The sequence below is a fragment of the Streptomyces sp. SAI-135 genome, from assembly GCF_029893805.1.
GTDB lineage: Bacteria > Actinomycetota > Actinomycetes > Streptomycetales > Streptomycetaceae > Streptomyces.
Window position 1 is genome coordinate 9,191,669 of the sequence record NZ_JARXYP010000002.1, and the last position, 23,154, is coordinate 9,214,822.

Annotated in this window: 17 protein-coding genes and 6 pseudogenes; 11 read left to right on the forward strand and 12 right to left on the reverse strand. The window is 67.5% G+C overall.

Going from position 1 to position 23,154, the window contains the following annotated elements:
• Positions 1-77: 77 nt before the first annotated feature.
• On the reverse strand, positions 78-851 hold the full coding sequence (locus M2163_RS46085; protein ID WP_280897152.1) for an alpha/beta hydrolase: 774 nt from the start codon (positions 849-851) through the stop codon (positions 78-80).
• 347 nt (positions 852-1,198) lie between these two features.
• On the opposite strand from M2163_RS46085, the gene M2163_RS46090 reads away from it, so the two are divergent.
• Positions 1,199-2,443, forward strand: coding sequence for an IS256 family transposase (locus tag M2163_RS46090; RefSeq protein WP_280848234.1), 1,245 nt, complete (start codon positions 1,199-1,201; stop codon positions 2,441-2,443).
• A 1,164-nt stretch (positions 2,444-3,607) separates the two neighbouring features.
• Here M2163_RS46090 and M2163_RS46095 read toward each other — a convergent pair.
• Positions 3,608-4,507 carry a cyclase family protein gene (locus tag M2163_RS46095; RefSeq protein ID WP_280897433.1) on the reverse strand — a complete coding sequence of 300 codons (900 nt, stop codon included), beginning with the start codon at positions 4,505-4,507 and terminating at the stop codon, positions 3,608-3,610.
• A 426-nt stretch (positions 4,508-4,933) separates the two neighbouring features.
• Here M2163_RS46095 and M2163_RS46100 point away from each other — a divergent pair.
• Positions 4,934-5,539: pseudogene (locus tag M2163_RS46100) on the forward strand (site-specific integrase); the annotation flags it as partial.
• A gap of 137 nt (positions 5,540-5,676) precedes the next feature.
• On the opposite strand, the gene M2163_RS46105 reads toward M2163_RS46100, so the two are convergent.
• On the reverse strand, positions 5,677-6,534 hold the full coding sequence (locus tag M2163_RS46105; RefSeq protein ID WP_280897153.1) for a helix-turn-helix transcriptional regulator: 858 nt from the start codon (positions 6,532-6,534) through the stop codon (positions 5,677-5,679).
• Between the two features lie 165 nt (positions 6,535-6,699).
• Here M2163_RS46105 and M2163_RS46110 point away from each other — a divergent pair, with 165 nt between their 5' ends.
• From M2163_RS46110 to M2163_RS46700, 3 genes and pseudogenes are all read left to right on the forward strand, one after another.
• Positions 6,700-7,719 carry an aldo/keto reductase gene (locus M2163_RS46110; protein ID WP_280846858.1) on the forward strand — a complete coding sequence of 340 codons (1,020 nt, stop codon included), beginning with the start codon at positions 6,700-6,702 and terminating at the stop codon, positions 7,717-7,719.
• Positions 7,720-7,772: 53 nt separating this feature from the next.
• Positions 7,773-8,191, forward strand: a pseudogene (locus M2163_RS46115) (transposase); the annotation flags it as partial.
• Positions 8,192-8,197: 6 nt separating this feature from the next.
• Positions 8,198-8,847: pseudogene (locus tag M2163_RS46700) on the forward strand (NADP-dependent oxidoreductase); the annotation flags it as partial.
• Between the two features lie 564 nt (positions 8,848-9,411).
• Here the strand turns inward: M2163_RS46700 and M2163_RS46125 are convergent.
• On the reverse strand, positions 9,412-10,317 hold the full coding sequence (locus M2163_RS46125; RefSeq protein WP_280897155.1) for a LysR substrate-binding domain-containing protein: 906 nt from the start codon (positions 10,315-10,317) through the stop codon (positions 9,412-9,414).
• Here M2163_RS46125 and M2163_RS46130 point away from each other — a divergent pair.
• Positions 10,279-10,851 carry an ester cyclase gene (locus M2163_RS46130; RefSeq protein ID WP_280897156.1) on the forward strand — a complete coding sequence of 191 codons (573 nt, stop codon included), beginning with the start codon at positions 10,279-10,281 and terminating at the stop codon, positions 10,849-10,851. The two genes, M2163_RS46125 and M2163_RS46130, sit on opposite strands and share 39 nt — an antisense overlap.
• Before the next feature lie 323 nt (positions 10,852-11,174).
• On the opposite strand, the gene M2163_RS46135 is transcribed toward M2163_RS46130, so the two are convergent.
• From M2163_RS46135 to M2163_RS46160, 6 genes are all read right to left on the reverse strand, one after another.
• A complete protein-coding gene (locus M2163_RS46135) occupies positions 11,175-12,773 on the reverse strand; it encodes an acetolactate synthase large subunit (protein ID WP_280897157.1) in 1,599 nt (532 codons plus the stop codon).
• Between the two features lie 144 nt (positions 12,774-12,917).
• The gene (locus M2163_RS46140) at positions 12,918-13,142 is read right to left on the reverse strand and encodes a hypothetical protein (RefSeq protein ID WP_280846854.1); all 225 of its coding nucleotides are present in this window, start codon (positions 13,140-13,142) and stop codon (positions 12,918-12,920) included.
• A gap of 502 nt (positions 13,143-13,644) precedes the next feature.
• Positions 13,645-13,875: a hypothetical protein gene (locus tag M2163_RS46145; RefSeq protein ID WP_280846853.1), complete on the reverse strand. Its 231-nt coding sequence runs from the start codon at positions 13,873-13,875 to the stop codon at positions 13,645-13,647.
• Positions 13,872-14,579 (reverse strand): ABC transporter ATP-binding protein, encoded by a 708-nt coding sequence (locus tag M2163_RS46150; protein WP_280846852.1) that lies wholly within the window; start codon positions 14,577-14,579, stop codon positions 13,872-13,874. The genes M2163_RS46145 and M2163_RS46150 overlap by 4 nt, the downstream gene beginning before the upstream one ends.
• A gap of 7 nt (positions 14,580-14,586) precedes the next feature.
• Positions 14,587-15,966, reverse strand: a complete 1,380-nt coding sequence (locus M2163_RS46155; RefSeq protein WP_280897158.1) for an ABC transporter permease — start codon at positions 15,964-15,966, stop codon at positions 14,587-14,589.
• 42 nt (positions 15,967-16,008) lie between these two features.
• Positions 16,009-17,280, reverse strand: a complete 1,272-nt coding sequence (locus M2163_RS46160; RefSeq protein WP_280897159.1) for an ABC transporter permease — start codon at positions 17,278-17,280, stop codon at positions 16,009-16,011.
• A gap of 308 nt (positions 17,281-17,588) precedes the next feature.
• Here M2163_RS46160 and M2163_RS46165 point away from each other — a divergent pair.
• Positions 17,589-17,906 (forward strand): annotated as a pseudogene (locus M2163_RS46165) (hypothetical protein).
• Positions 17,907-19,010: 1,104 nt separating this feature from the next.
• Here M2163_RS46165 and M2163_RS46170 read toward each other — a convergent pair.
• On the reverse strand, positions 19,011-20,228 hold the full coding sequence (locus M2163_RS46170) for a serine hydrolase domain-containing protein (protein ID WP_280897160.1): 1,218 nt from the start codon (positions 20,226-20,228) through the stop codon (positions 19,011-19,013).
• 23 nt (positions 20,229-20,251) lie between these two features.
• Positions 20,252-20,521, reverse strand: a complete 270-nt coding sequence (locus M2163_RS46175; protein WP_280846847.1) for an acyl-CoA dehydrogenase family protein — start codon at positions 20,519-20,521, stop codon at positions 20,252-20,254.
• A gap of 292 nt (positions 20,522-20,813) precedes the next feature.
• On the opposite strand from M2163_RS46175, the pseudogene M2163_RS46180 reads away from it, so the two are divergent.
• From M2163_RS46180 to M2163_RS46195, 4 genes and pseudogenes are all read left to right on the forward strand, one after another.
• Positions 20,814-21,247 (forward strand): annotated as a pseudogene (locus M2163_RS46180) (IS5 family transposase); the annotation flags it as partial.
• Positions 21,248-21,302: 55 nt separating this feature from the next.
• Positions 21,303-21,963, forward strand: a pseudogene (locus M2163_RS46185) (response regulator transcription factor).
• A complete protein-coding gene (locus M2163_RS46190) occupies positions 21,960-22,745 on the forward strand; it encodes a HAMP domain-containing protein (RefSeq protein ID WP_280853967.1) in 786 nt (261 codons plus the stop codon). The pseudogene M2163_RS46185 and the gene M2163_RS46190 overlap by 4 nt, the downstream one beginning before the upstream one ends.
• The gene (locus M2163_RS46195; RefSeq protein ID WP_280853966.1) at positions 22,742-23,140 is read left to right on the forward strand and encodes an ATP-binding protein; all 399 of its coding nucleotides are present in this window, start codon (positions 22,742-22,744) and stop codon (positions 23,138-23,140) included. Before M2163_RS46190 ends, M2163_RS46195 begins: the two co-directional genes overlap by 4 nt.
• Positions 23,141-23,154 lie beyond the last annotated feature (14 nt).

Below are 23,154 nucleotides of genomic sequence, written 5' to 3' on the forward strand. Positions count from 1 at the left end.
CTCCAGACTGCCGCAAGATCACGCCAAACGAAATGGCGCCTTAGTCACCGGCCGCAGTTCCGGTCATGGCTGGCCCTCTATAGGAGCGCCCAGAAGGAACGCAACGCCGCTGCAACCGCCGCCGGGTCCTGCATCATCCACCAGTGACCGAGGCCCTCCAACTCGGCGGTACGGGCCCCGAGCCGGGCGGCGACCTCCGCGGAGGCGATCGGGTCGTCGGAGTCGTCGTCGGTTGCCCGCAACACGAGGCCGGGTGTGGGCGCGGGCCGGGACAGCTCCACAGCCCAGTCGGCGAAGATGTTGGGCGTCGCCGAGCGGTAGAGGTCGAGAATGCAGCCGCCCATCCTGTCGTCCATGCTTGCCCTGAGCTCAGCCGCGTCGGCCTCGCTCGGGCACGCCGCCAGCAGGGCACTCTTCAACCAGTCGGGCTCACCGGGCGCGGCAGGCCCGGCAGGCTCATCGGCCACGAAGGACGCCATCCACTCTTCGCCACGGTCAGGCGTCAGCCACACCTGCGCCATCTCGTGCCACACATAGTCGGGATGGCACACGGAGCCGCAGTCCACCGCCCAGCTGCGCACCGGAACGTCGAACGCCGTGACCGTCCGCAGGACGATTCCGGCACCCCAGTCGTGCCCGACCACGTCGACCGGGCCCTCGAAATCGCGCAGCGTCTCGGCCAGCCACGTCGCATAGTCGTCCTTCGTCGCACCGAAACCTGAGGGCCGTGTCGTGCCGAAACCGGGGAGGTCGAGCGCTACCGCCTTCACTCCCTCGTCCGCGAGCTGTGCGCAGACGCCGTTCCAGATGACACTTGTCTCTGGGACGCCATGTAGAAAAACCGCTGTCATGTCAACTCCTCATCAGTAATACGATCCCTAAACGGAGGTTCGGTTGATCCAAGCCCGACACCGCCCTCCGCGCCCACCCCACAGGCACCCTCCGTCCCGGGCGCGGCCGGGACACCCAAGGCTTGCGGACCGGCACCCCGGAGGCAGCGATGTCCTTCAGCCTGGAAAGGATTGCCGCGCCAAGCGGCAGATGGCGTCCCGTGAAGTGGTGTAGCCAGCTAGCGTCCCGGAACGCGCGGCTATCTGCCCGGGGCGTGCATCCGCTGGCGGTGCATGCTCCCTGAACAAAGGCAGGCCATCGCGCAAGTCTCCCTGGTGAACGGGCAGTTCGACCGGAGGAGCACGCGATGGCCTTGTCCCAGTCTGAGCTGATGCGGCTGCTGGAGTCACTACGTCGGGCAGAGGGAGTTGAAGCAATCAGGGTGGTGTGCGAGCGCATCCTGCAGGAGCTCATCGAGGCCGAGGCGACCGACATGATTGGCGCCGCCCCGGGCGAGCACGCCGAGACGCGCACGACCTGGCGCAACGGTCACCGCCACCGGGTGCTGACCACGCAGGCCGGCGACCTGGACCTGAAGATCCCGAAAGTGCGGACCGGATCGTTCTTCCCGTCGCTCCTGGAACGCCGGCGCCGGATCGACCGGGCGCTGTTCGCTGTGGTGATGGAGGCATACGTGCACGGCGTCTCCACCCGCAGCGTGGATGACCTGGTCAAAGCACTCGGCGCGGACTCCGGGATCTCCAAGTCCGAGGTTTCCCGGATCTGCGGTGAGCTGGACGAGGAACTGACCGCGTTCAAGGAACGGCCGCTGGATCACACGGTCTTCCCCTACGTCTTCCTGGACGCCACCTACTGCAAGGCCAGGGTGAACCACCGGATCGCCTCGCAGGCCGTGGTCATCGCCACCGGCATCTCGGCCATCGGGCACCGCGAGATCCTCGGTGTGATGGTCGGCGACAGCGAATCGAAGCCGTTCTGGACAAAGTTCCTGCGCAGTCTGCGGGCCCGTGGCCTGGAGAACGTCCAGCTGGTCATCTCCGACAGCCACAGCGGCCTGGTGGCCGCGATCCGCACCGTCTTCCTCGGCGCGGCCTGGCAACGCTGCCGAGTTCACTTCGTCCGCGACGTGTTCTCGGTGATCGAAAAGGGTTCCGGGGAGATGGTGGCGGCCACCATCCGCACCATCTTCGCGCAGACCACCGCCGAACAGGTCCGCATTCAGCTGGACGTGGTCGCTGACATGCTCGGACGACAGTTCCCGCAGGTCAAGAAGATGTTGCTGGACGCCGCACCGGACATCACGGCGTTCGCGGACTTCCCGTCGGCGCACTGGAAGAAGATCTGGTCAACCAACCCGCTGGAGCGGCTGAACCGCGAGATCAAACGGCGGGCCGACGTCGTTCAGGTCTTCCCCAACCCTGCCGCCCTGGACCGGCTCGCCGCGGCGGTCCTGGCCGAACTCCACGACGAGTGGCAGGTCTTCGACCGCCGCTACCTCTCCGAAGCCTCCATGGCCGAACTCTTCACCACCCAGCCGACCCCGCCCGAGCCGGAGATCACCCCACAACCGGAATCGAAACAGCTGCCGTGACTACACCACCCCGCGGGACATGACCAAGCGGCATGTTCTGCCTCGTTTCTAACCTGTGCGTTCGAAGGTAGCCACGGCCTGGCGATCCGCCCCTCCTGGAACGCACCGGCGCCGGGTAGTCCTACTGTCCGGCGCCCCAGCCGCCCTGAAGGGGGTTTCCGCCGCCCACCAGATTCGGCGTGAGGGTAGCGCCTCGCCCCGCCTGCGGGATCGCCCCCCGCGCACGGGGAGGCAACCTCTCCAGCAGCGGGCTGGCGCCTGTCGTCCATGCCACCAGTGCGATTCACCGAGGCAGCCTGCCGCTCCGCGTAGACACGTGCGCCAGCCGACCGAAACCGGCGGAGCGCATGCTCAAGCTCGAATAGCGGCGCTCGGGAACGCTTACGGCTGTAACGCCGTATGTCATCCGAGGAGAGGGACTCGCCTCGCAACTGCGCAGGCGCCGGTGGCTGCGGCGTGGTACGGCGCGAGCGAACTCCACCATTGCAGTACACGAGCCAGTAGACGGTGGACTCCGCACCTCGCCACAGGGGCTGTTGAGGGCTGGCTGGGTCACGGCGTTCTGGGCCAGACTCCCCTTCCAAAGGAGAAAGGCGGCGAAGAGGGGCGCACCCAAGGTCGCTCAGGCCGTCGATAAACGCTCTCTTAAGCACGTGTCATCGCTGATGGCGGGCTTGGTGGTGCCTTTGCTCAGTCGAGGGTGAGAGGGCTGCCGTCGCAGAGGGTGAACCGGCGCGAAGCGCCCGCCACCGGCGTTGTGCACCAGCACATCAAGCGGACCGTCGATGGCCTCTCGTACCTGTTTAACCAGCTGGCGCACCGACGCGGTACCACCGAGATCGGCTAGGCAGTTTGGTTTGGATCGCCAGCATCTTCCTATGGTCCGCCCGATGACCAATCTGCCTAGCAGACACCTCGGCTACGATTCAACGCTTACGGCCACGGCAGGAGGCAACGGTTCCACTGGGGCGAGGCGAACCACGTCGAACCGCACCCGGAAACAACGGCGTTGCGGGGTGTGCATCCGGGCCGACGGATTGGTGGTGGTTGCAACCGGACCATGGCCGCCCTGCCCTTCAGCAGCTGACAGCCCTGCCATGACCACCGCCCTGGGCGGGCGGGTGGAGTGCCCGAGGATCTCGGAGGGCGCCGGGGGTGGTTCGGTCAGAACATCGCGATGGGGTTGACCGGTACGCCGGTCAGGCCGTGGATGCGGGGTGGGGCGACGGTGAGCAGGAAGCTGTAGCGCTTTAGTCGCGTGCACAACGCCGCGAGGTCGTCCAATTGCGGGACGTCGATCAGTGGCATCGCCATTCGGCCGAGTGCTACCCCGTGCAGCGGGGCGGGCTCGTCCGGGTTCAGGGGAGGGTGCGCGTCGCCCCTGTCCGGGGCGAGGATGGCGACCCCTCGGCGGTGCATCCACCGCACCGCGTCCATGCTGATACCCGGGCTCGGTGTGTCGTGAGGTGCGCGGCCCGTCCAGCCAAGTCGGACCACCAGTGCGTCCCCGGAACCCACCTGGGCTCCCTGCCGCTTCTCGGCCTGTTCGAAGTCGTGTGACGTCACCGCATAGCCGGGGGGAAGTGGTCCGTCGACGGCCAGATCGAGCAGGACCCCACGGGTCACTATCCCCGCGGCGAAAGCAGCCGTCGATGCGTGTGTGATGCCCACGGGAGTGACGACCTGCTCCCTGGCTCGGCCCGGATAGACCTGGCCATCGGTCGACCAGTGTGCGAGCGCGTCGAGGTGCGTCGACTTCCAGTGGTGGTGGTAGACCACCGACAGATCGGCTGCCACCGGTCCACCGGTGTGAGACACCATCTGCTGCACTGGCGACGCGTCGATCGTCTCGGGCGAGAACGGGCTGAAGAACATCGCGCTCGGCGTGATCGGCTGTGCCAGTGACGCCCACTGACCGGTCCGCGCCTCGGCGGCAGCCCTGGCACGCACCTCATCGGTGATCAGGTTGAGGGTGCCGAGTTCGTCGTCCGCTCCCCAACGGCCCCAGTTGTTTGGCAGGTCCGTCTCACTGATATCGGCCATGTCAGTGGCCCCTTTCGTCATGACGTACACGAACCGCAAGGCAACGGCGGACAGTCGACTCCTCCGCTGTCATCCCTGCCCCGGGCACGCTGGTAGCTGGTAACGCGCTATTTCATGCGATCAACCGCTCGCCGCCAGGCAGCGGCGCAGTCCGGTACGTTCGAGTGTCGGGGAACCGGACCGTGTTAGGCAGGGCCTGACGATCCGCCCTTAAGCGCACCGCCCGCGGAGAGCCCCAGGACAGACCGGATGCCAGCGGATGGGCCAGGCACTGGTGGACGAGGTGCAAGTTCCCCGAGGGCTTCTGAGAGAGGAGAAGGTGCTCTGCGGGCTGCGTGGCGCCTGTTTCGTGATCTCCAGGAATTTGCGAGTAACTTGGAGGAGTCCGCTGAGACTGCAGTAGTCCCTGCACTTGTGTCAGATTCCGAAGGTCGCACCTTCATCCTCGTGCCGCCGCCGCGCGCCGCGGAAAAGGGATCAGGTCCGGTCGAGACCGGTTCGGCCGACGTCGTCACTCTTACAACGGCGCTGCCATGCCCGGATGTCCGCCCATGACGAGGAGAGCTTCTTCGTCGACGCCCTCACCAACTACCAGTAGGCCCGGGACTCAGCTGGGCTGGCCCCGTCGACGATCGACCAGCTGATCAAGCCGGTCATCGAGGTCTGCGACTACTACGGCACCGTGCCCTGGCACCTGACCCCGCGCGAGGTCGACAAGTACTTCGCCGACCCGAGGGAGCGCGCCCACAACACGCACCGGCAGAAACTCAACCACATCGACGCGTTCTTCGCCTTCCTCGAACAGCGCTACGCCCGCGACATCATGATGCGGTTCGGAGCGACCGTGGAGTCACCCCGGTCGGCCCGCTCAACAGGCCTGTCCACCGTGGGGACTTCGGGCTGCGGATCCCGCCCTCACAGACGGCGATGAAGGAGTTCTTCGCCCGCTGGCGGGAGCAGTTGCCGTACGCCCGGAAGTACGCCGTGGCCTGACGCGACTACGTCATGACGAAGATCGCGTACCTCTCCGGTGTACGGGCTGCCGAGCTGTGTCCGGTCACGGACGCGCCCCCGGCGTTCTGTGCCCGGTCGGGGTCCTTCCCGTCAGGACACTGGCCGAGCGGTTGTCCGGCCGGCCGCGATGACGAGGTTCTTCATGGTCTGCGGCGGGTCGGGACTGCGCCCTGCGATCATGTGTCCGTTCCGGCGCCCGTCAGCGCCTGGACGCCGACGACGTCCAGCAACCGCAGCCGCTCGGCGGTCTCGCTGTCCTCCGCCGCGCTGAAGGCCATGATCCGCAGGTCGGTGCCGAGCGCCGCGAGGATGTCGCAGTCGAGGGTGAGCTCACCGACGCTCGCGTGCCGGACCGTCTTGGTCAGGGGCTCATGCACACCCACCACGCCGGCATCCCACAGCGCCGCGAAGTCACTGCTCCGGGTACGCAGTTCATCGATCAGTGCGGCCAGTCCGGCGTCCTTCGGATAGCGGGCCGACGCCGCTCGCAGGTCGGACACGAAGGCCGCGCGGTGACCCGTCTGCCGGCTCATCGCCTGGGGGTATCCGGCGGGCGGTGCGACGAAGGACCACCACACCGCATTCCTCCCGAAGCCGCGTGACGGTGGCGGGTCACCGAACAGTGCCGCCCACAACGGATTCCACGTGATGAGGTTCCAGGCGGCGTCGTACACACTCAGCGGTGTGCCGGTCAGTCGGTCCAGCAGGCGCTGGACGCCTGCCGGCACATGATCGGAAATCTGCCCGGCGCTCGGCACCGCCTGACCGGCGAGCACGAAAAGGTGCTCACGCTCCGCCGTCGCCAGCCGCAAGGCCCGAGCCAACGCGGACAGTACTTTCGGGGACGGATTCGTCGACCTGCCCTGTTCGAGCCGCACGATGTAGTCGACGGACAAGCCAGCGAGCAGAGCGAGCTCCTCACGCCGCAGGCCTGGCGCGCGCCGACCTCCGTCGTCCGGCAGGCCGACCTCGGCCGGTTTCGTGCGATCCCGCCAGGCGTGCAACGCCCTACCGAGATCCGTGGTTCCGGTCATCTCCCGAGTATCGCCGATCGGCCGCGTCCCGTCGTGGTACTGCGGGTCCACCGGTTGCGGCGGGTACTGGTTGATGCTCGCGGATCCGTAGACGGTGGATGTACCGGCCGACGGCCGGTGGCCGGCGGGGACCCACCCGCCGCTCTGCGCCGAAGGAGCACGTTCATGGAGTACCGCAACCTCGGGCGGACTGGGATCAAGGTCAGCCCCTACGGACTCGGCACGCTGATGTTCGCCAGCCAGATGGGCAACGACCCGGACGAGTCGGTCCGGATCATCCACAAGGCGATCGACGCCGGGATCAACCTTATCGACACCGCCGACCGCTACGCCGACTCGGAGGACATCGTCGGAAGAGCCCTGAAGGGCCGCCGCGACGAGGTGGTCCTGGCCACCAAGGTCGGCCTGCCCATGGGCGAGGGCCCCAACCAGAAGGGCGCCTCCCGCCGCTGGATCACCACCGCCGTCGAGAACTCCCTGCACCGGCTCGGCACCGACCACATCGACGTCTACCAGCTCCAACGGCCCGACCCGGACACCGACCTGGAGGAGACCCTTTCCGCCCTGACCGACCTCGTCAGAGCCGGCAAGGTGCGCGCCATCGGCTCGTCGACCACGCCCGCCTCGATGATCGTCCAGGCCCAGTGGGTCGCCGAACGCGCCGGGCTGCAGCGGTTCCGCACCGAGCAGCCGCCGTACTCGATCCTGAACCGTGGCATCGAACGGGAGGTCCTGCCGCTCGCGCAGGAGTACGGCATGGGCGTCATGGTGTGGGGCCCGTTCGGCCAGGGCCTGCTGACCGGCCGGGTGCGCAAGGGCGGTGACAACGACCTCAAGCGTGTCCAGTTCTCCCGTCACCTGTCCGACGAGCGCCGCATCGACGTCGTCGAACAGCTTGTCCCGCTCGCGAAGGAGGCCGGCCTGCCCATGACCCACCTGGCCATGGCCTTCACCATCGCTCACCCGGGCGTCAGCGCCGCGCTCCTCGGCCCGCGCACCATGGAACACCTCGACGACCTTCTGGCCGGGGCCGACGTCGAGCTGTCCGACGACCTCCTCGACCGAATCGACGAGATTGTCCCGCCGGGCACCGACGTCACCGCGCTGGACCAGGAATACCGGCCTCCGGCCTTGCTCGAGACCGCTCTCCGGCGTCGTCCCGCCGGGCTCCGGTCGGCGGCCTGAGCCCCAGGGGCCCGGCGGCAGTGTGCCCAGGAACATAGTCCGGTCCCTGGCGTATCGCGGGCAGGCGCACGCACGCCTACACCGACAAAACCGGCCCCGAGTTCAGGAAGGACGCCGTCGCGCTCTACCGCGCTGCGGCCGGGAAGCGGACGTATGCGGCGGTTGCCGCGGGTCTCGGTATCACCGCGGAGTCGCTTCGGACCTGGGTGCGCAAGGACGAGGCCCAGGCCGCGCCCGACGACCCCGATGGCAGCGTGAGCGCGGCGGAGGAACTGGCCCGGCTGAGGACGGAGAACACCCGGATGCTCAAGGCCGAGCAGGAGTGGTAGCTGGAGCGCGAGATCCTGCACCGGGGAGCGGCCTATTTCGCCTGAGAAGTGAAGTGAGGCCCTGCCGCTGGGACTTCATCTCCGAGAAGCGCGCTGACTTCGGCGTGCAGCGGGTCTGCAGGGTGCTCAAGGTGTCCCGCGCCGGCTCCGCTTCTGGCGTTGCTCCCTCCGACTGCGGCCTGCGCTCAGGGAAGTTCCGCGACATGATGCCGGTCCGCCTGCCGCACGTGCTCGGCGTGGACGCCGCTGGGGTCGTCGACGAGGTCAGCGCGGGGGCGACGATGTCCGGCCGGGCGACGAAGTCTTCGGCATCGTTTCCCTGACCGAGCTTGGCCAGCTCGGTGGCGCCGACGCCGAATACGCCGTGCTGTCCGCCTGGGCCCTGAAGCCGAACACTCTGAGCTGGGAGCGGGCCGGCGGCGTCGCCGTGAACGTGGAGACCGCCGCGCGTGCTCTCGATCTGTTGAAGGTCGGGGCGGGCAGCACCCTGCTAATCGAAGGCGCGGCCGGCGGGGTGGGCACGCTCGCCGTCCAGCTTGCGGTGGCCCGCGGCGCGACGGTCATCGGCACCGCCAACCCGCACAATCATGATTTTCTCGCCGATCTCGGAGCGGAACCGACGACCTACGGCCCCGGCCTGCCAGAGTGGGTAGGTGTCCTGACACTCGGCGGAGTGGACCTCGTCCTGGACTGTGTCGGGTCCGGTTCATTGCCTGACCTGGTGGACCTCGCCAGCACCGCGGAGCGGGTGGTGACCCTCGCCGACATGAACGCCGCTGAGTACGGGGTCCATCTGAACCCGGGGGAAGATTGTAGTCAGTCTCTGACTGGCCGTTTCAGCACTCAGAACCGGTCCCGTGTTCTGCTTGTACGCAACAGCGTTTGCTGTGGGTTGCCATGGGTCTCGTGCGGCAGGATGCTGCGGGTAGAGGCCGGGACTTGTCGCCAGGGGAGGGAGTGTCGACGTTTCCGTGCCGAGGGCTGGTGGGCCTCATGCCGACGAACACGAAGGTCGGGAGCGTCTCCGGGGCGATATGAGGAGATCATCGCCGAGGACCGGAAGCTCGTCGAGATCGATACGCAGATCCCGTTCAAAATCGGTGGCCATGCTTTGGAGATCGAGCCGATCCGGCCGCACGATGGTTCGTTAGCAGCGGCCGGTGAAGGACTGCTCGGAGTGCGGGAGACCTTGGAGTTGTACGCCGAGGACATCGGCGTCTCCTACAACCAGGTCCGCCTCAACCGGAGCCAGCAAGTGGCCCGCAGAGCACCGGATCGCGGGCGTCTCCTGCGAGATCCACCGGATCCTGGAGAAGCTCGATGACCGCTTCGACTGGATCCTTCCAGCGGTTCCTGCCCGGAGTCAGGCGTTGTGGAGACAGGCGGCCTGATGCTGTAGGGCTGTCACCATCGCCTGATCCTGGGGGGAAGGGCACGGTCGGGTCACGGCGACAGTGGCGCGTCCGGACCACGAGCTGTCGGTGACGGTCAGGGCTCGTACACCCTTCGGCAGGGCGGGTAGGGCCAGGGAGGGGATGACCGTGACGCCCAGGCCGGCCGCGACCAGGCCTAGGCGTGTCGACCAGCCGCGTGCAGTGTGGGCGATGTGAGGATTCGAAAGGGTGGGCCAGGCTCCGAACTGCGGCTCGCCCGCCGTCCCGTCTCCGGCGATCCAGTGCTCTTGGGCGAGGTCCAGCACGGTGATGCCAGCCTGGCCCGCGAACCGGTGAGTGTCCGGAAGTGCCACCAGAAGGTCACCTTGGAGCACTGTGGTCTGTCTCAGTTCGCTCAGGTCGTAATCCGGCAGGCCGTGGCCGACCCCGATCACCGCTACGTCCAGCCGGCCCGTCCGCAGCCGCCGGAGCAGTGCGGGAGTCGAGGCCTCCTCCAGAACCACGGCAAGACCCGGGTGGCCAGAGGTCACCTGTGCCATCGCTCGCGGGACCAACGCTATGGCCGCGGAAGGGTAGGCGCCGATCGTGAGGCGACCCGCCAGCCGGTCGCGCAAGCCGGCGAGTTCCAGCTCGGTCGCCGCCATGTCAGCGAGGATTTCCGTCGCGCGCCGGACGAGCACCTGGCCTGCCGGGGTAAGAGCCACACCTCGTCGTCTACGGTCGAAGATCGGCGCTCCGGCCGCTGCCTCCATGGCGGCGACCTGGCGGGAGATCGCTGACTGGGTGTAGCCGAGCATCTCGGCCGCTCGAGTGAACGATCCCGCGGCGGCGACCTGGTGGACGACGCGGAGACCCGCAAGGGTGAACTCGACCATGGCCGCGAGATTAACATGCGTGTTCGTCATGGAAATGGTGCGAAATCATCGTTGGACTGCATGGCTAAACGGGGGCAGGCTGGCGATATGACACAACGATTCACTCGAGATGAACTAGTCGCACGCCTAATCCGGGCGGGTGAACTGGAGGTATCGGGCGAGGATCCGGTCGAGGCCGCGACGTATTTCGACACGGAGAAATTCCGCTTCCACGGGCCGGACGGCTTTGAGTCCGACTTCGCCGGGCTCACCGCATACTTCGCCTCCGTGCGCGAGGCTTTCGTCGACCGCTCGATCCGCCGCGGCATCGTGGTGGCCGATGGTGACCACCTGGCCTGTCAGACATGGATCGAAGGCACCTTCGCCCGCGAGTTCACGCTGTCACCGGCCGGCCCACTACCACCCAACGGTAAACGCATCGTGTTCGACCTGATCAACATATTCCGCTTCGACGACCGGGGACGCCTCATCGAGGAGTGGGTACGCACCGACAACCGCAGTCTCCTGCGCCAGCTAGGAGCCGAAGGAAGGTAGCCGGGCTGCCACCGAGGGCGGGCTGCGTCGTCGTGATGTCTGCGAGCGGCGCGGCGAACAGGTGAGGCAGGCGGAGCGGGACGCAGCCGGTCGACATCGGCTGCGTCCGGTGTCGGTCGACTCCACCGTCGTGCGTGCTCGCCGGCATGCCGCAGGCGAGAAAGGAGGGCAGCCGACAGAGGCGAGCGAGCAAACCCTCGTCACCAGAAAGAACCTGGCCCGCGTCGTGTCCGCGTACAAGTGTCGTGCACCACTTCGTGCGGAGGCATCATCACTGCGTCGTGGCCGTGTCCAGGCGCCATCACGCCCATGACCGCGTTCTTTCAAACGGGCTTAAGGACCGCTTCGATGACGTGTGGTCCGGGTGTGGCCAGGGCGGTGGAGAACTGTTCGGCAAGCTCGGTCGTGCTGGTGGCGCGGGTGGCGGTGACGCCCATACCAGTGGCCACGGCGGTGAAGTCGATGTCGGGTCGGCTCAGGTCGAAGAGGGCGCTGGCGGCTGGCCCCGCCTGGTTGCCACCGACCCGGTCCAGTTCGGCGCGGAGGATGGCGTAGGAGCTGTTGTTGAGTAGGACGGTGGTCACGTTGAGGTTCTCGCGGGCCTGAGTCCATAGTCCGGAAATGGTGTAGAGCGCGCTCCCATCGGCCTGCAGGCAGACGACCGGCCGCTCAGGACAGGCAATGGCCGCGCCGACTGCCACGGGGATGCCTTGGCCGATCGCGAGGCCAGTCAGCCCGAGCACGTCGTGCGGTGCGGAGTTGGCGGTTGCCGGCACGAGGGTGTTCATCCCCTCGGTGATGGACTCGTCGACGACTATGGCTTCGTGGGGAAGCAGGGCGCCGATGACCTGTGCCCAGTTTTCAGTGCGTAGAGGCTCATCCACGATGTCCGGCAGAGCGTCTGGGACGGGCAGCGTCTCGAGAGAGCCCGGCGCGACAATGTCTGCTAGTTCGTTCAGCGCTTCAACGACGTTGAAACCCGAGTCCGGCACGAAGCGGTGCACATTCGTTCCCGGCGGGGTCAGGACGCCCGGACGGCCCGGATAGGCGAACGAAGCCACCGGTTCGCGGGCTCCGACCAGAACGAGATTCTCGATGCCGGCGAGTTGTTGGCCGACGGTTTCGGCCCGGTAACCCAGGGGCTGGATCGCCGGGACGCCTGCGCCGCGCCGTATTCGAGCAGGCCAAGTGGGGCAGAAGGTGGCGGTTCCGGTGGCCTTCTGTATCCGGGCGGCAGCTTGCAGGCCGGGCTCGCTCAGTCCGGCACCGTCGATCAGAAGGGCGACGGGCTCCGGTCCGGTGATCACGGCGGCGATGGCGTCCAAGTCGGCGCGGGGTACGGACCGCAGCGGCGCGGGCGGGAGGTGCGGCGCGGGCGGGGTGCCCGCTTCCCAGGACAGGTCGGCCGCCATGATGAGGGTCGAGATCGCGCCGGAGGTGCCGGTGTGAGACCGGTCCGGGGAGTCGGCCGCCCCGGCGCTCAGCGCTGCCGCCACGGCCTCGGCGGTGTCACGGCCGATGTCAGACGAGGTCGCAGGTCTGCGCACCCAGCTGGAGACTGTCGCGGCGACGGCATCGATGTCGGACTCCAGAGGGGAGTCGAGTCGTTTGTGCGAGTGGGCGTGGTCTCCGACGATGTTGACCACTGGAGCGTGGGCGCGACGGGCGTTGTGGAGGTTCGCCAGCCCGTTGGCCAAGCCGGGGCCGAGGTGGAGCAGCGTCGCAGCAGCCCGACCGGACATGCGGGCGTAGCCGTCGGCGGCCCCGGTCGCCACCCCTTCGAAAAGGCACAAGACGCCGCGCATGGCCCGATGGTCGTCGAGGGCTGCGACGAACTGCATCTCGGATGTGCCGGGGTTCGCGAAGCAAACGTCCACGCCGTTGTTGAGCAGTGTGCGCAGGACAGTCTCTGCACCGTTCATGGAAGCTGATTGCCTTTCGCCGGAAACCGGGACGCGATGGTGACAGTGGCCAACAGGCCGCCTGCCATGGGGACATGCGGGTGGGGAACGGATGGTCGTAGGGAGTGAAGCCGGTGCATGGCGGGGGCGACGAGCCATTGGTGGTCAAGTTGCAAGACGGCCGCTACAGACGTCCGGATCGTCGGCGGGTGCGATGCCGGGCGCGGTCTGCCGCAGTGTCTCGCCGAGCTCGATGACGATCTCCGCAGGCGTGTCGTACAGGCGGCTGAAGATGCGCAGGAGGCCGGGATGTCTGCTCGCCGTCCGCGCTCCCCAGGGGCAGGCCTGTCCGATGAGCCGGAAGATGTGGTCGCGCTCGTCGTGGGCCAAGTGGAGTCCTTGCGTGAGGGATCCGATCATCTGCTCCGAGGGCTGGGGTTCGCGCTCCCCTTGAACCACGAGTAGCAGTCGATCGGCATGTGGCAGCGTGTGCCCACCTCCTCCGGCCGCAGTCCGCTTGTCGTCGATGTCGTCGAGTTGCAGCGACTTCCTGCGACGCCGGAGGAATTCCGCCAGTCCGTCTGATCGGTCACCATGCGTCCCGCGTCACCGTGTGTGCCTCCTCAGGCGCTCATTTCTACCGCCCACACGTCTCGACATCCACGGATCGCCAATCCCCCCTTCACCGGTTGCCGCCGTCACGGCGCCGTCTGAACCTCGCTGGTGTGCGCACGCGCTTTATGGCTCAGGGAACCGGCAGGGCCGGGGAGAGGGGCTGTGTTGGCGCCGTGGCGGCCGGCCACGGGTATCACACCGCAGCTCAGCGACGCCGAGCCGGATCACCCGCCGCGAAATCGGCCCAGCGGCCTGATCACCCGCCGCACAGCAGCCCTCAGCCCGGCAGATCCTCCCAGCGTTCCCACAGGCGGCGTGCCAGGTCGCCATGATCGACCTCATGACCCGCCACCTCACCCGAACCGGCTCGCACACCGCTGGTGGGCCGTTTCTGCGGTGCCGTCGTTTGGTCTTCGGCGCTCGGGGAGTCGCCCGAGTCGCAGATGCAGACGCTCAGGACCAGGGTCGGTACTGGAGCGGGCGCCACCAGCAGCGCACGTGTCCTCATCGGGTGTTCACCTGCTCCGTGAGCTTGCCCTTGCGCAGGTTGAGAATCCGGTCGGACTGGGCGGCCAGTTGCTGGGAGTGGGTCACGACGACCACGCACGTGCCCTGCTCATGAGCGAGTTCGCGGAAGATGTCGATGATTCCCTGGGCGGTGTCCTTGTCGAGGTTTCCGGTGGGTTCGTCGGCGAAGAGGATGTCGATGTCGCAGGCGAGGGCGCGGGCGATGGCGACGCGCTGCTGCTGGCCGCCGGAGAGCTGGAGCACATTGCGGGTGACTGTCGCCTTGTCGAGACCGACCTGTTCGAGCAGGTGCAAGGCGCGGGCCCGGCGGCTGCCGGTGGCGGGTTTGGCGCCGGTGATCTCCATGGCGGTGGTGACGTTCTGCAGGGGGGTCATGTAGGTGAGAAGGTTGTACTGCTGGAAGATCGTGGCGGCGTGCTGGTTGCGGTATCGGCCGAGGCCGAGTTCGGTGAGGTTCCGTCCGTCGAAGCTGATGGTGCCTCGCGTGGGGGTGTCGAGGCCGCTAGCGAGGCTGAGCAAGGTGGTTTTGCCGCTGCCCGAGGGGCCCAGGATGGTGTAGAAGATGCCGCGTTCGAAGGCGTAGTCGATGTTCTTGAGCACCGTGGTCCTGCGGCGCTGGCTGGAGTAGGTGTGGCTGACGTCGGTGAGCCGCAGGACTGGCGGCGCGGCGGTGGCGGCGGTCATGGTGGGTTCACTTGCCCTTCGTGAGGATGGTGCGGGGGCTCAGGCGCAGTACGGCGCCGGCCGGGACGGCGGTGGCAAGCAGGGCGATACCGAGGCCGATGCCGCCGACGGTGGCGAGGTCTGCCGGGTCGAGCGCCACCGCGATCTTGCCGATGGGATCGGCGTTCTCGACGGGCTTGTCGTCCCAGTCGGTGCCCGCGCCGAGGCCGGTGCTGCCGGGCGGCGGTGCCTGCCAGGAGTCGAGTTTCTTCTGGGCGGCGGTGGCCTCTTGGCCGAGCAGTGCCTGGCCGGCGCTCTGGGTCAGACTCGGGGCGAACACGGAACTCAGGCCGATGGCCAGTGCCGCGACGAGGACGGTCTCCAGGGCTTGTTGCGCGATGAGGTTGCTCTTCTTCTCGCCCATGGCCAGAAGGACGCCGTACTCGGTGCGGCGCTGCTTGACGGCGAGGTTGGCCAGGAGTGCCAGGACGGCGGCGCCGGCGGTGGCCATGAGCCACATGGCGAGGGTGGCGGTGGAGCGGATGCTCTTGAGCGGGCCCGTCATCTGCTGGATGGCCTTGTCGTTGGCGTCCAGCTTGAAGCCGTCGAGCGCCGAGCCCGTGACTCGCTTCGCCTCGTCCTTGAACGCGGCCTGTACGTCGGCGTCCTTGAGGAGGAAGGTCGCCTTGCCGACCTGTAGCGGACCGTTCCCGTCGGAGCTGAGCGCGGACAGGCCGCCTACCGCTCCGTACAGCATGTTGGCAGGGTTGATTTCGTACTGAGGGTCGGGTTCGGTGGTGGGGCGCGGGTCGCGGTAGATGCCGGCAACGGTGAAGTCGGCCGTGGTCTTCTCGTCGTTGCCTGTCAGGGTGATCTTGTCGCCGACCTTGAGGCCGTTCTGTTTGGCGAGGCGTTCCTCGATCAGGAGTTGCTTGGTGTCCTTGTCGGCGGCCGTGAGGTGCTCACCGGACAGGAGGGTGAACTTGCCGCTGCGGAAGTCGGGGAGCAGCGAGGTGTCGAGGACGCCTGTGCCCACGGTTCCGCCGGGGCCCATGGGATCGATCGGCCCGCCGCCGACCAGCGTGTACTTGCCCTTGAGGATGGCGCGGTCCCACATCGAGTAGGTGTACTTCTGTACCTGGGGCAGAGCTCCGAGCCTGTCGACGGTCGCGGCGTCGACACGTGGAGCCTGCATTCCGCCGCCACCGACCAACTGGTCGATGTCCATGGTGAGGTTGACCTCGGCTCCCACGGAGCGCTTGGCGTCCTGCTCGGCCTGCGCGGTCGCGTCGCTGATCAGGACGCCGGCCAGCACCATCACGGAGATGACGAGGAATGCGGAGAGGGTGATCAGAGTGCGGCCCTTGCGGGCCCACAGGCTGAGCCCTGCGCGTTTGACGAAGTTCATGAAGGTCGACTTTCTGGCACTCGCGGTCGTGCCGGGCGGGGGCTATTCGGTGTCGAGGAGGATGGAGCGGGGGTGGAGGCGGAGAATTCCGATGCCCGGGACGACGGTGGAGACCAGGGAGATGCCGAGGCTGATGCCGGCGACGTTCACGACGGTGGCCGGCTCGACCCGTACCGTGAGCGGGGTCATCTCGGCATCCGGCGCGGGGGCCGCCGAGGTCGGCTTGGCGTCCTGTCGGCCGAGGAGCGCATCCCCCGCGGGCTGTCCTGCAAGCTGGCTGGCCAGAGCAGCGAGCGCGACGGCGGGCAGGGCTGCGGCCGCCACCTCCACGGCATGCTGGCCGATGAGTTTCCACTTCTTCTCGCCCATCGCGAGCAGGACCCCCAGCTCGGCGCGTCGCTCACGAATCTGCAGTGTCACGATGAGGCCGAGGATCAGCGCGCTGGCAAGGGCGATCACCCAGACGATCAGTCCCGCGAACGTGCCGACCTGCTGGATCGGGCGGACCTGGTCCTTGTACGCCTTGTCGTTGACGTGGAAGTCGAAGCTGCCCGCGCCCAGCAGCCGCTCGGCGGCGGCGTGCAACTGCTCGGCCTGGTCCGGTGAGCCGATTCTGTACACCGCCTCGCTGACCGTTGCGCCACGGGTACCGAGCTCCTGTGCCGTGCCCATCGGTACGTACAGGGCGTTGCCGGGCAGCTCGTGCGGTGGCGTCCACCCCGTGGGATCCTGTGTCGGGTCCTGGAAGACGCCGACGATCGTCAGGGCCGCTGTGCGCTTGTCGTCGGCCGATCGCACCTGGACGGTCTCGCCTACCTCGAGGTGGTTCTTGTCGGCCAGGCGTTGCTCGATCAGCGCGACGCCTGGACCCCTGTCCTCGGGGGTGATGCCTCGCCCCGCCACGATCTTCATCGAGCCGTACGAGAAGGGCAGCAGCATGCCCGAGTCACGGACGCCGTTCACCGCCAGCGGGCCCGGGTCCTTGTCCCTGGTTTCGCCGTCAGGTTTCGACACCTTCGATGTCAGGGGTGTGAGTCCATCGCCCGCGGCACGTACCGGAAGCTGCGGGGTGTAGCGGTTCACGATGTCCGAGGCGCCCAGCCGGTCGGCCAGAGCCGAGGTGAGGCCCTTCTGCTTGACCGTGACGTCAACGCCGATGGTGTGTTGCGCGTCGGTCTCCCGGTGGGCGGCGGCGGCCCGCAGCAGGAAACCGCCAAAGAGCAGGGTGCAGATGACCGTGAAGATCGCCAGGAGGGCGGCGGTCTTGGACTTTCTGGCACCAAGGCTCGTTCCGGCGCGCTTGACGAAGTTCATGCCCCAGACACAAGCAGTCCGCTGTTTGCAGCAGGATAAGCGTGTTACAGCGGCATAAGGACCCGCCTGGCCCTGGTCTTGGTCGAAGCGCCGACTGCGCCCCGTGACCCATTGCTCCGGCTGGTTCGCAATACACTGCGCCATCTCTTTAGAGGCCGTTCTCTTTCCGAACCTCGTGTGCGGATTCCGCTGGTCAGGTATGGGTGTACGGCTGCCTCGGAAGTCTCGGCTCGTTGTCAGTCGGGATGTTGTGGGGGTGGCGGATGCCGTCGATGCGGGAGGTTCTGGAAGCGCGGTAGAAAGCCGCGGTGGTGCGGGTGGAGGAGCTCGAAGTCGAACTGGTGGGCGCCGGCGGCGAGAACGCGGCCGGTGTGGAGGATCTGTCGGTGGACTACCGGGCGTTGATGGCCGCCGCACTGGAGGCGGGAGCCGATGGGCTGGGGGCCAGGCGGGCGGCGGTCGTGCTGGACTAGGACAGCGTCCGTTTCCCGGGGCGGGGGGCGAGGGCCCGGCTGAAGCGGCTGGTGGAACGGGGCTGGCTGGTGGAGGAGAAACCAGGCCGGTTCACGCCGTGCGTGCTGGAGCGGGACGCTGCTGATGTCGGGCAGTCAGGCGGCGGCTCATGAGCATGGTCATCGACCATCGGATAACGGCTTCGCTGGTGTCGGGGGCGCCGTTCGAAGTCACGGACCAGACGCTTACTTTGCAGGAACCAGGCGAGGGATCTTTTCACGACCCAGCGCCGGGGCAGGACCTCAAAGCCGCTGACGTCGTCGCTGCGGCGGACGACGTCGAGCACGAGGCGGAGGTGCTGGGCAGCCCAGTCCTGGAGAGGACCGCGATAGCCACCGTCCGCCCAGATCCGGGACAGTTGTGGCAGGCGCTTGCGGGCAGCAGTTGGGCGGCGTCCCGGTCGGTCGTGGACGCTGGCGTGACCAGCACGTCCAGCAGGAGTCCGAGCGCGCAGGTGAGCAGGTGGCGCTTGCGTCCGTTGATCTGCTGGGCGGGAGCTGACCTCGTTGAAGCACCTTCTCGATGTCGATCGCCGGCGTCAGCACGACGTCCTCCGCTGATCCGGGCCTTGGGCCCTCACAGAAGACTGACGTGTGCTGACGCTCGCCGTCGGTATCGAGAACGATCACTTGATCACCGATGAAGGTCGTGGTCCAAGTCTCCTGCGGGGCTACCTCTTACGTGCTCGGGAGACAGCTCCGATCAAGCCCGAGGGCCCTGCACAGCCGGCCCATCTCACCAGCGGTCGCCCCCCGATCAGACTGACCGTCCCGGAGACCCGACACCTACTTGCCGCCGTCTTCAACCCACCAGTCGGTCAGTGGCAAGGCTGCTGCACTGGTCCGACTGGCGGCGAAAACAGCAGGCGACAGCTCGCCGCAACCACTACCGACGACGCTCCGCAGACGAACCGACTGGATAGAGCACGAAACCACACTGGAGTACTAGCTGGTGCAGGCAGACGAGGACACCATGCTCTATGTGCTCACCGGTTCAACGAGATCGGCCTGGTCTGTCTGGCTCAGTGGGGTAAGCCGAAACTGCTGCGATCAAGACTGGGCTGCTCCCCACCCCCGCCGTTGCTTCGCTCCTAACGGTTCGTCCTGGCGCAACCTGGTGAGCGCTGCTTCGCCGCGCTCACGAACGCGCAGACACTCCCGGGGACGGTCAGCTTCGCCACGGCGTCAGCGGGCTTCGACAAGCCGACGCGGTGCGACTCAAAGCCGGGGCCGCTGGCTGGCTTGACCGAGCACCGTGCTGAACAGCGTCTCACGCAGAGCCAGTTCACGCGGGTCGTCCCAGATACGGAAGCCAGAACGGTTCGGTGCGTAGGCGAAACCGACTCCGGTCGTGGGGTCGGCGAACGCGAACGAGCCGCCGGCGCCGGGACAGCCGAACGCCCGGCCGTCCTCGCTACCGAAGCGGAACGAATCGAAGGGCTTCCAGAATCCGAGTGAGTAGCTGGTGTCGACGTGTAGCACGAGATCGCGGCGTCCTTCAGTGGGATCCACGGCGGGAGCGGCGAGTTCGTCGAGTGTGCCGGAGGTGAGTGCTAGCAACGGCCCGCACTTCAGCGCGTCCGCATACAGTGCGGCGATCGACCGCACCTGGCCGGTTCCGTTGCCGCTGGGCAGCTCCAGGGCAAGCACTTCCGGCTGATTGACTGCCTCCACACCGGCGGTGGCCTGGTTGGTGGTGAACGTCCGTCCGGTCAATGTGGTGGGGTCGTTCAAGGCCGCGACGAACGCGACCGGCATCTCGTCGATGTGCTCGGCGAGCTCGGCGTTGTCGAAGCCGTGGATGGTCGCGATGCGCTCGCGACTGACATCACCGGGCACGCCGATGTAGAACTCGGCGCCGTGGGTACGTACGTCTTCGGTCAGGACCGTGCCCAGCGAACGGTGCCGCGGGTCGACCCGCCTCAGGAGGGCATCCTCGTAGAATCCGATCGTGGCGGCGTGATAGCCGTGCCTGCTGCCCGGTGCCCACAGCGGAGTGGCATCGGCCAGCAACGCGTCGCGCAGAGTCGGGTTCCGAAGTTCGGCGAGGGTGATCGGCCGTGACAATGCGGACAGTCCCGCCTGGTGGGCCAACAGCTGACGAACGGTGATGCTGGACTTCCCGTGTGCGGCGAACTCGGGCCAGTAGTCCGCGACTGGCCGGTCGTAGTCGATCTGTCCGCGATCCCTGGCACGGGCCATCAACAAGCCCGCCACTCCCTTGGTACTGGAGTAGACCGTGACCATGGTGTCCTCGGCCCACGGTGTACGCCGATGCCCGTTACGGTAACCGCCCCACAGATCAACTACCTTGCGGCCGTCCTGGTAGACCGCGAAGGCGGCGCCGATCTCGCCACGTTCGGTGAAGTTGCGGACGAACTCGTCGGCCAGCGGCCCGAAGCCCTCTTCGACACCGCCACCGATTCCCCCATCCACGCCCTCAGCTCGCACTGCGAGCATCACTCCGCTCGTGTTCCGACGGGCTCAAGCGCACCCCACTCGGACAGCACCCACACCAAGGTGACCAGATCCACGTAACCACCGCCGAAGTCGACCGGAGTGCCCAACGCGAACAAGCCGGCCTCACGCCCCGCCTCGAGGCTCTCCGGGGCAAGGCGTCCCTGCTGGTCGGTTGCGTCCGCGTGTGCGGCCAGCACCGGCCTTGCCGCACGTGCCTTCGCGGCCAACGCTTCGGCCGCCTCCTGGGTGCTTCCAGCTGTCCCTGTCATGCGATGTCCTCCAGCCTGGAAGGTCTGCCGCGCCAAGCGGCATGTTCTGCCTCGTTTCTAACCTGTGCGTTCGAAGGTAGCCACGGCCTGTCGATCCCCCCTTGTGGAGCGCACCTGCGCCGGGGAGGTGCTACCGCCTGGCGCCACATGCGCCCTGGAGGGGGTCTCCGTCGCCCACCGGGTTCGGCGTGAGGACAGGGCCTCGCCCCGGTTGCGGATCGCCAAGAAGGCCAGGAGGAGAGCGGCGAGCTGCCGCAGATTCTGGAGGTCTACGGCCGGTCCCGCAGCCCTAGGCCCGAATCCTGTTGACCGGGGCAAGCGGCTCGAAGATCCACCTGATCACGGAACGGTCAGGTCTGCCCATATCCGTCGGCATTCGGGGACTCAACCTGCACGACCGCCAGACCCTGATCCCGCTCGTGCGGGGGCATCTCGCCTATCCGCTCGCGCCGCGGCCGACGACGGCGCAAGCCTGGAAAGATCCACGCCGACAAGGGCTACGACTACGTGCCTGCGGCGATGGTTGCGGGAACGTGGCATCACCCACCGCATCGCCCGCAAGGGAGTCGAGTCCTCGCAACGACTGGGGCGCCACCGCTGGATCGTGGAACGCACCATGTCCTGGCTCGCCGGCTGCTGACGCCTCCACCGACGCTACGAACGCCAGGCCGACCACTTTCTCGCTTCACCACCATCGCCTGGACCCTCATCTGCTACCGGAGCCTCGCCAAATGGATGACTTCTTATCCGGCTGCAATCGTGAACTTGGCCTTATGTGGACATGAGAGTTCTGGTAGCCGAGGACCACCGTGTTCTCGCCCGCACGATCGCCACCGGGCTGCGCCGGCAGGCGATGGCGGTCGACGTCGCCGCCACCGGCGACGAGGCCGAGCGGATGTGTCTGCTCACCGCCTACGACGAGCTGATCCTCGACCGGGACATGCCGGTCATGACCGGCGACGAGGTGTGCAGACGACTAGGAGAGCTCGACGACCCTCCGCGGATCTTGATGCTGACCGCGGCTGGCGAGCTCATGGACAAGATCTATGGCCTCACCACGCTCGGCGCCGACGACTACCTCGCCAAGCCCTTCGAGGCCGCCGACTCGTGGCCAGTGTACGTGCTTTGAGCCGTCGCGCGCACAAGCCGTCCCCCGCTGTGCTGCGCTTCGGGAGCATCTCCTGGACGAGGCGCGGCGCGAGGTGTCCGTGGACGGCCACCTGCTGGAGCTCATCCCGAAGGAGTACGGAGTCCTGCGCCTGCTGCTCGGGGCCGGTGGTGCGCCTGTGCCGCACGACGAAGTCGTCCGCACCGTCTGGGACGAGCACCTCGACCCGCAGACCAGCGCGGTCCGCGCCACAGTCAGCAGGCTGCGAGCCAAACTCGGCGACCCCGGCCTGATCGCCGCCGACAAGGGAGAGGGATACCGGCTGTGCGAATGAACTGGCGTGCGCTGTTGCGCAGGCTGCCCTTCCGCGCCCGCCTGGCGGCGGCCATCTCCGGACTCTTCCTGCTCGTCGGCATAGCCCTGCTCGCCTTCGTGGTGCTGCTCGCGCGCTACGGAACGGCCCAGCAGGTCCAGGGATTGTCGGTCACGTACGGCGATGCGCCGAGCGGCCCTGCGACGCCCTCCGAGCCCGGGCGTCCCACTCGGCCGGAAGGCACGACTCCGGACACGAGTGGCGTCGCCCTGATTCAGAAGATCGACCAGTCCGTTCAGGCCGTCCAGGACACAGCGCTGCGTCAGATGGTCCTCTGGTCCGCTGTCGCAATCCTTGTGATGGCGCTGCTTGCGGGACTGCTGGGCTGGTGGCTCGCGGGACGGGCACTGCGTCCCGTCGCCTCCATGACCGAAGCCGCCCGCCGCATCAGCGAACAGAACCTGCACCAGCGCCTGGCGCTCACCGGCCCCAACGACGAGCTCCACCGCCTCGCCGACACCTTCGACACCATGCTCGACCGGCTGGAGCGAGCCTTCGAGAGCCAGCGCCGCTTCGTCGCCAACGCGTCCCACGAGCTCAAGACCCCTCTGGCGGCCGCACCACCCTCCAGGTCGGCCTCGCGGACCCCCTCCCCGAGAGCCTCGCCGACGTCCGCGAGGACCTGCTCACCACCAACCGCGAAGCCGAACAACTTATCAACGCGCTCCTGCTGCTGGCACGTAGCGACCGCGGCCTGGACGAGACCGAGAGTGTGGACCTCACGGCCACCGCCCGGCTCGTGACGGCAGAACTCACCCCACAGGCAGCGGCCCACGGCGTGCACATCGACCTCAGCGCGTACACCCCACTGGTCGTTCGCGGCGACGCCGTCCTGCTGCGCCACCTGCTGACGAACCTGATGCGCAACGCCATCCAGTACAACCACCCCGGCGGCTACGTCCGCGTGCGACTCGACGTCGCCACCTTGACGGTGACCAACACCGGCGTCCGCGTGCCTGCCGAACTGATCCCCGGCCTGTTCGAGCGCTTCCGTCGCCTCGACGCGGACCGAACCGCCACGACCGGCCACGGCCTGGGACTATCCATCGCCGCTTCCATTGCCGAGGCCCACCACGCCGCCCTGACGGCGCAATCGGGCGCCGAGGGCGGACTCGCCCTTACTCTGCGCTTCCCCTGAGCGCCTGGAATGGC

Coding starts and splice junctions, on each gene's coding strand:
- M2163_RS46160 (WP_280897159.1), bottom strand. CDS start 17,280: ATGAACTTCGTCAAGCGCGCCGGAACGAGCCTTGGTGCCAGAAAGTCC.
- M2163_RS46110 (WP_280846858.1), top strand. CDS start 6,700: ATGGAGTACCGCAACCTCGGGCGGACTGGGATCAAGGTCAGCCCCTAC.
- M2163_RS46155 (WP_280897158.1), bottom strand. CDS start 15,966: ATGAACTTCGTCAAACGCGCAGGGCTCAGCCTGTGGGCCCGCAAGGGC.
- M2163_RS46190 (WP_280853967.1), top strand. CDS start 21,960: ATGAACTGGCGTGCGCTGTTGCGCAGGCTGCCCTTCCGCGCCCGCCTG.
- M2163_RS46145 (WP_280846853.1), bottom strand. CDS start 13,875: ATGAGGACACGTGCGCTGCTGGTGGCGCCCGCTCCAGTACCGACCCTG.
- M2163_RS46090 (WP_280848234.1), top strand. CDS start 1,199: ATGGCCTTGTCCCAGTCTGAGCTGATGCGGCTGCTGGAGTCACTACGT.
- M2163_RS46095 (WP_280897433.1), bottom strand. CDS start 4,507: ATGACGAAAGGGGCCACTGACATGGCCGATATCAGTGAGACGGACCTG.
- M2163_RS46105 (WP_280897153.1), bottom strand. CDS start 6,534: ATGACCGGAACCACGGATCTCGGTAGGGCGTTGCACGCCTGGCGGGAT.
- M2163_RS46125 (WP_280897155.1), bottom strand. CDS start 10,317: ATGGTCGAGTTCACCCTTGCGGGTCTCCGCGTCGTCCACCAGGTCGCC.
- M2163_RS46175 (WP_280846847.1), bottom strand. CDS start 20,521: ATGACAGGGACAGCTGGAAGCACCCAGGAGGCGGCCGAAGCGTTGGCC.
- M2163_RS46135 (WP_280897157.1), bottom strand. CDS start 12,773: ATGAACGGTGCAGAGACTGTCCTGCGCACACTGCTCAACAACGGCGTG.
- M2163_RS46150 (WP_280846852.1), bottom strand. CDS start 14,579: ATGACCGCCGCCACCGCCGCGCCGCCAGTCCTGCGGCTCACCGACGTC.
- M2163_RS46085 (WP_280897152.1), bottom strand. CDS start 851: ATGACAGCGGTTTTTCTACATGGCGTCCCAGAGACAAGTGTCATCTGG.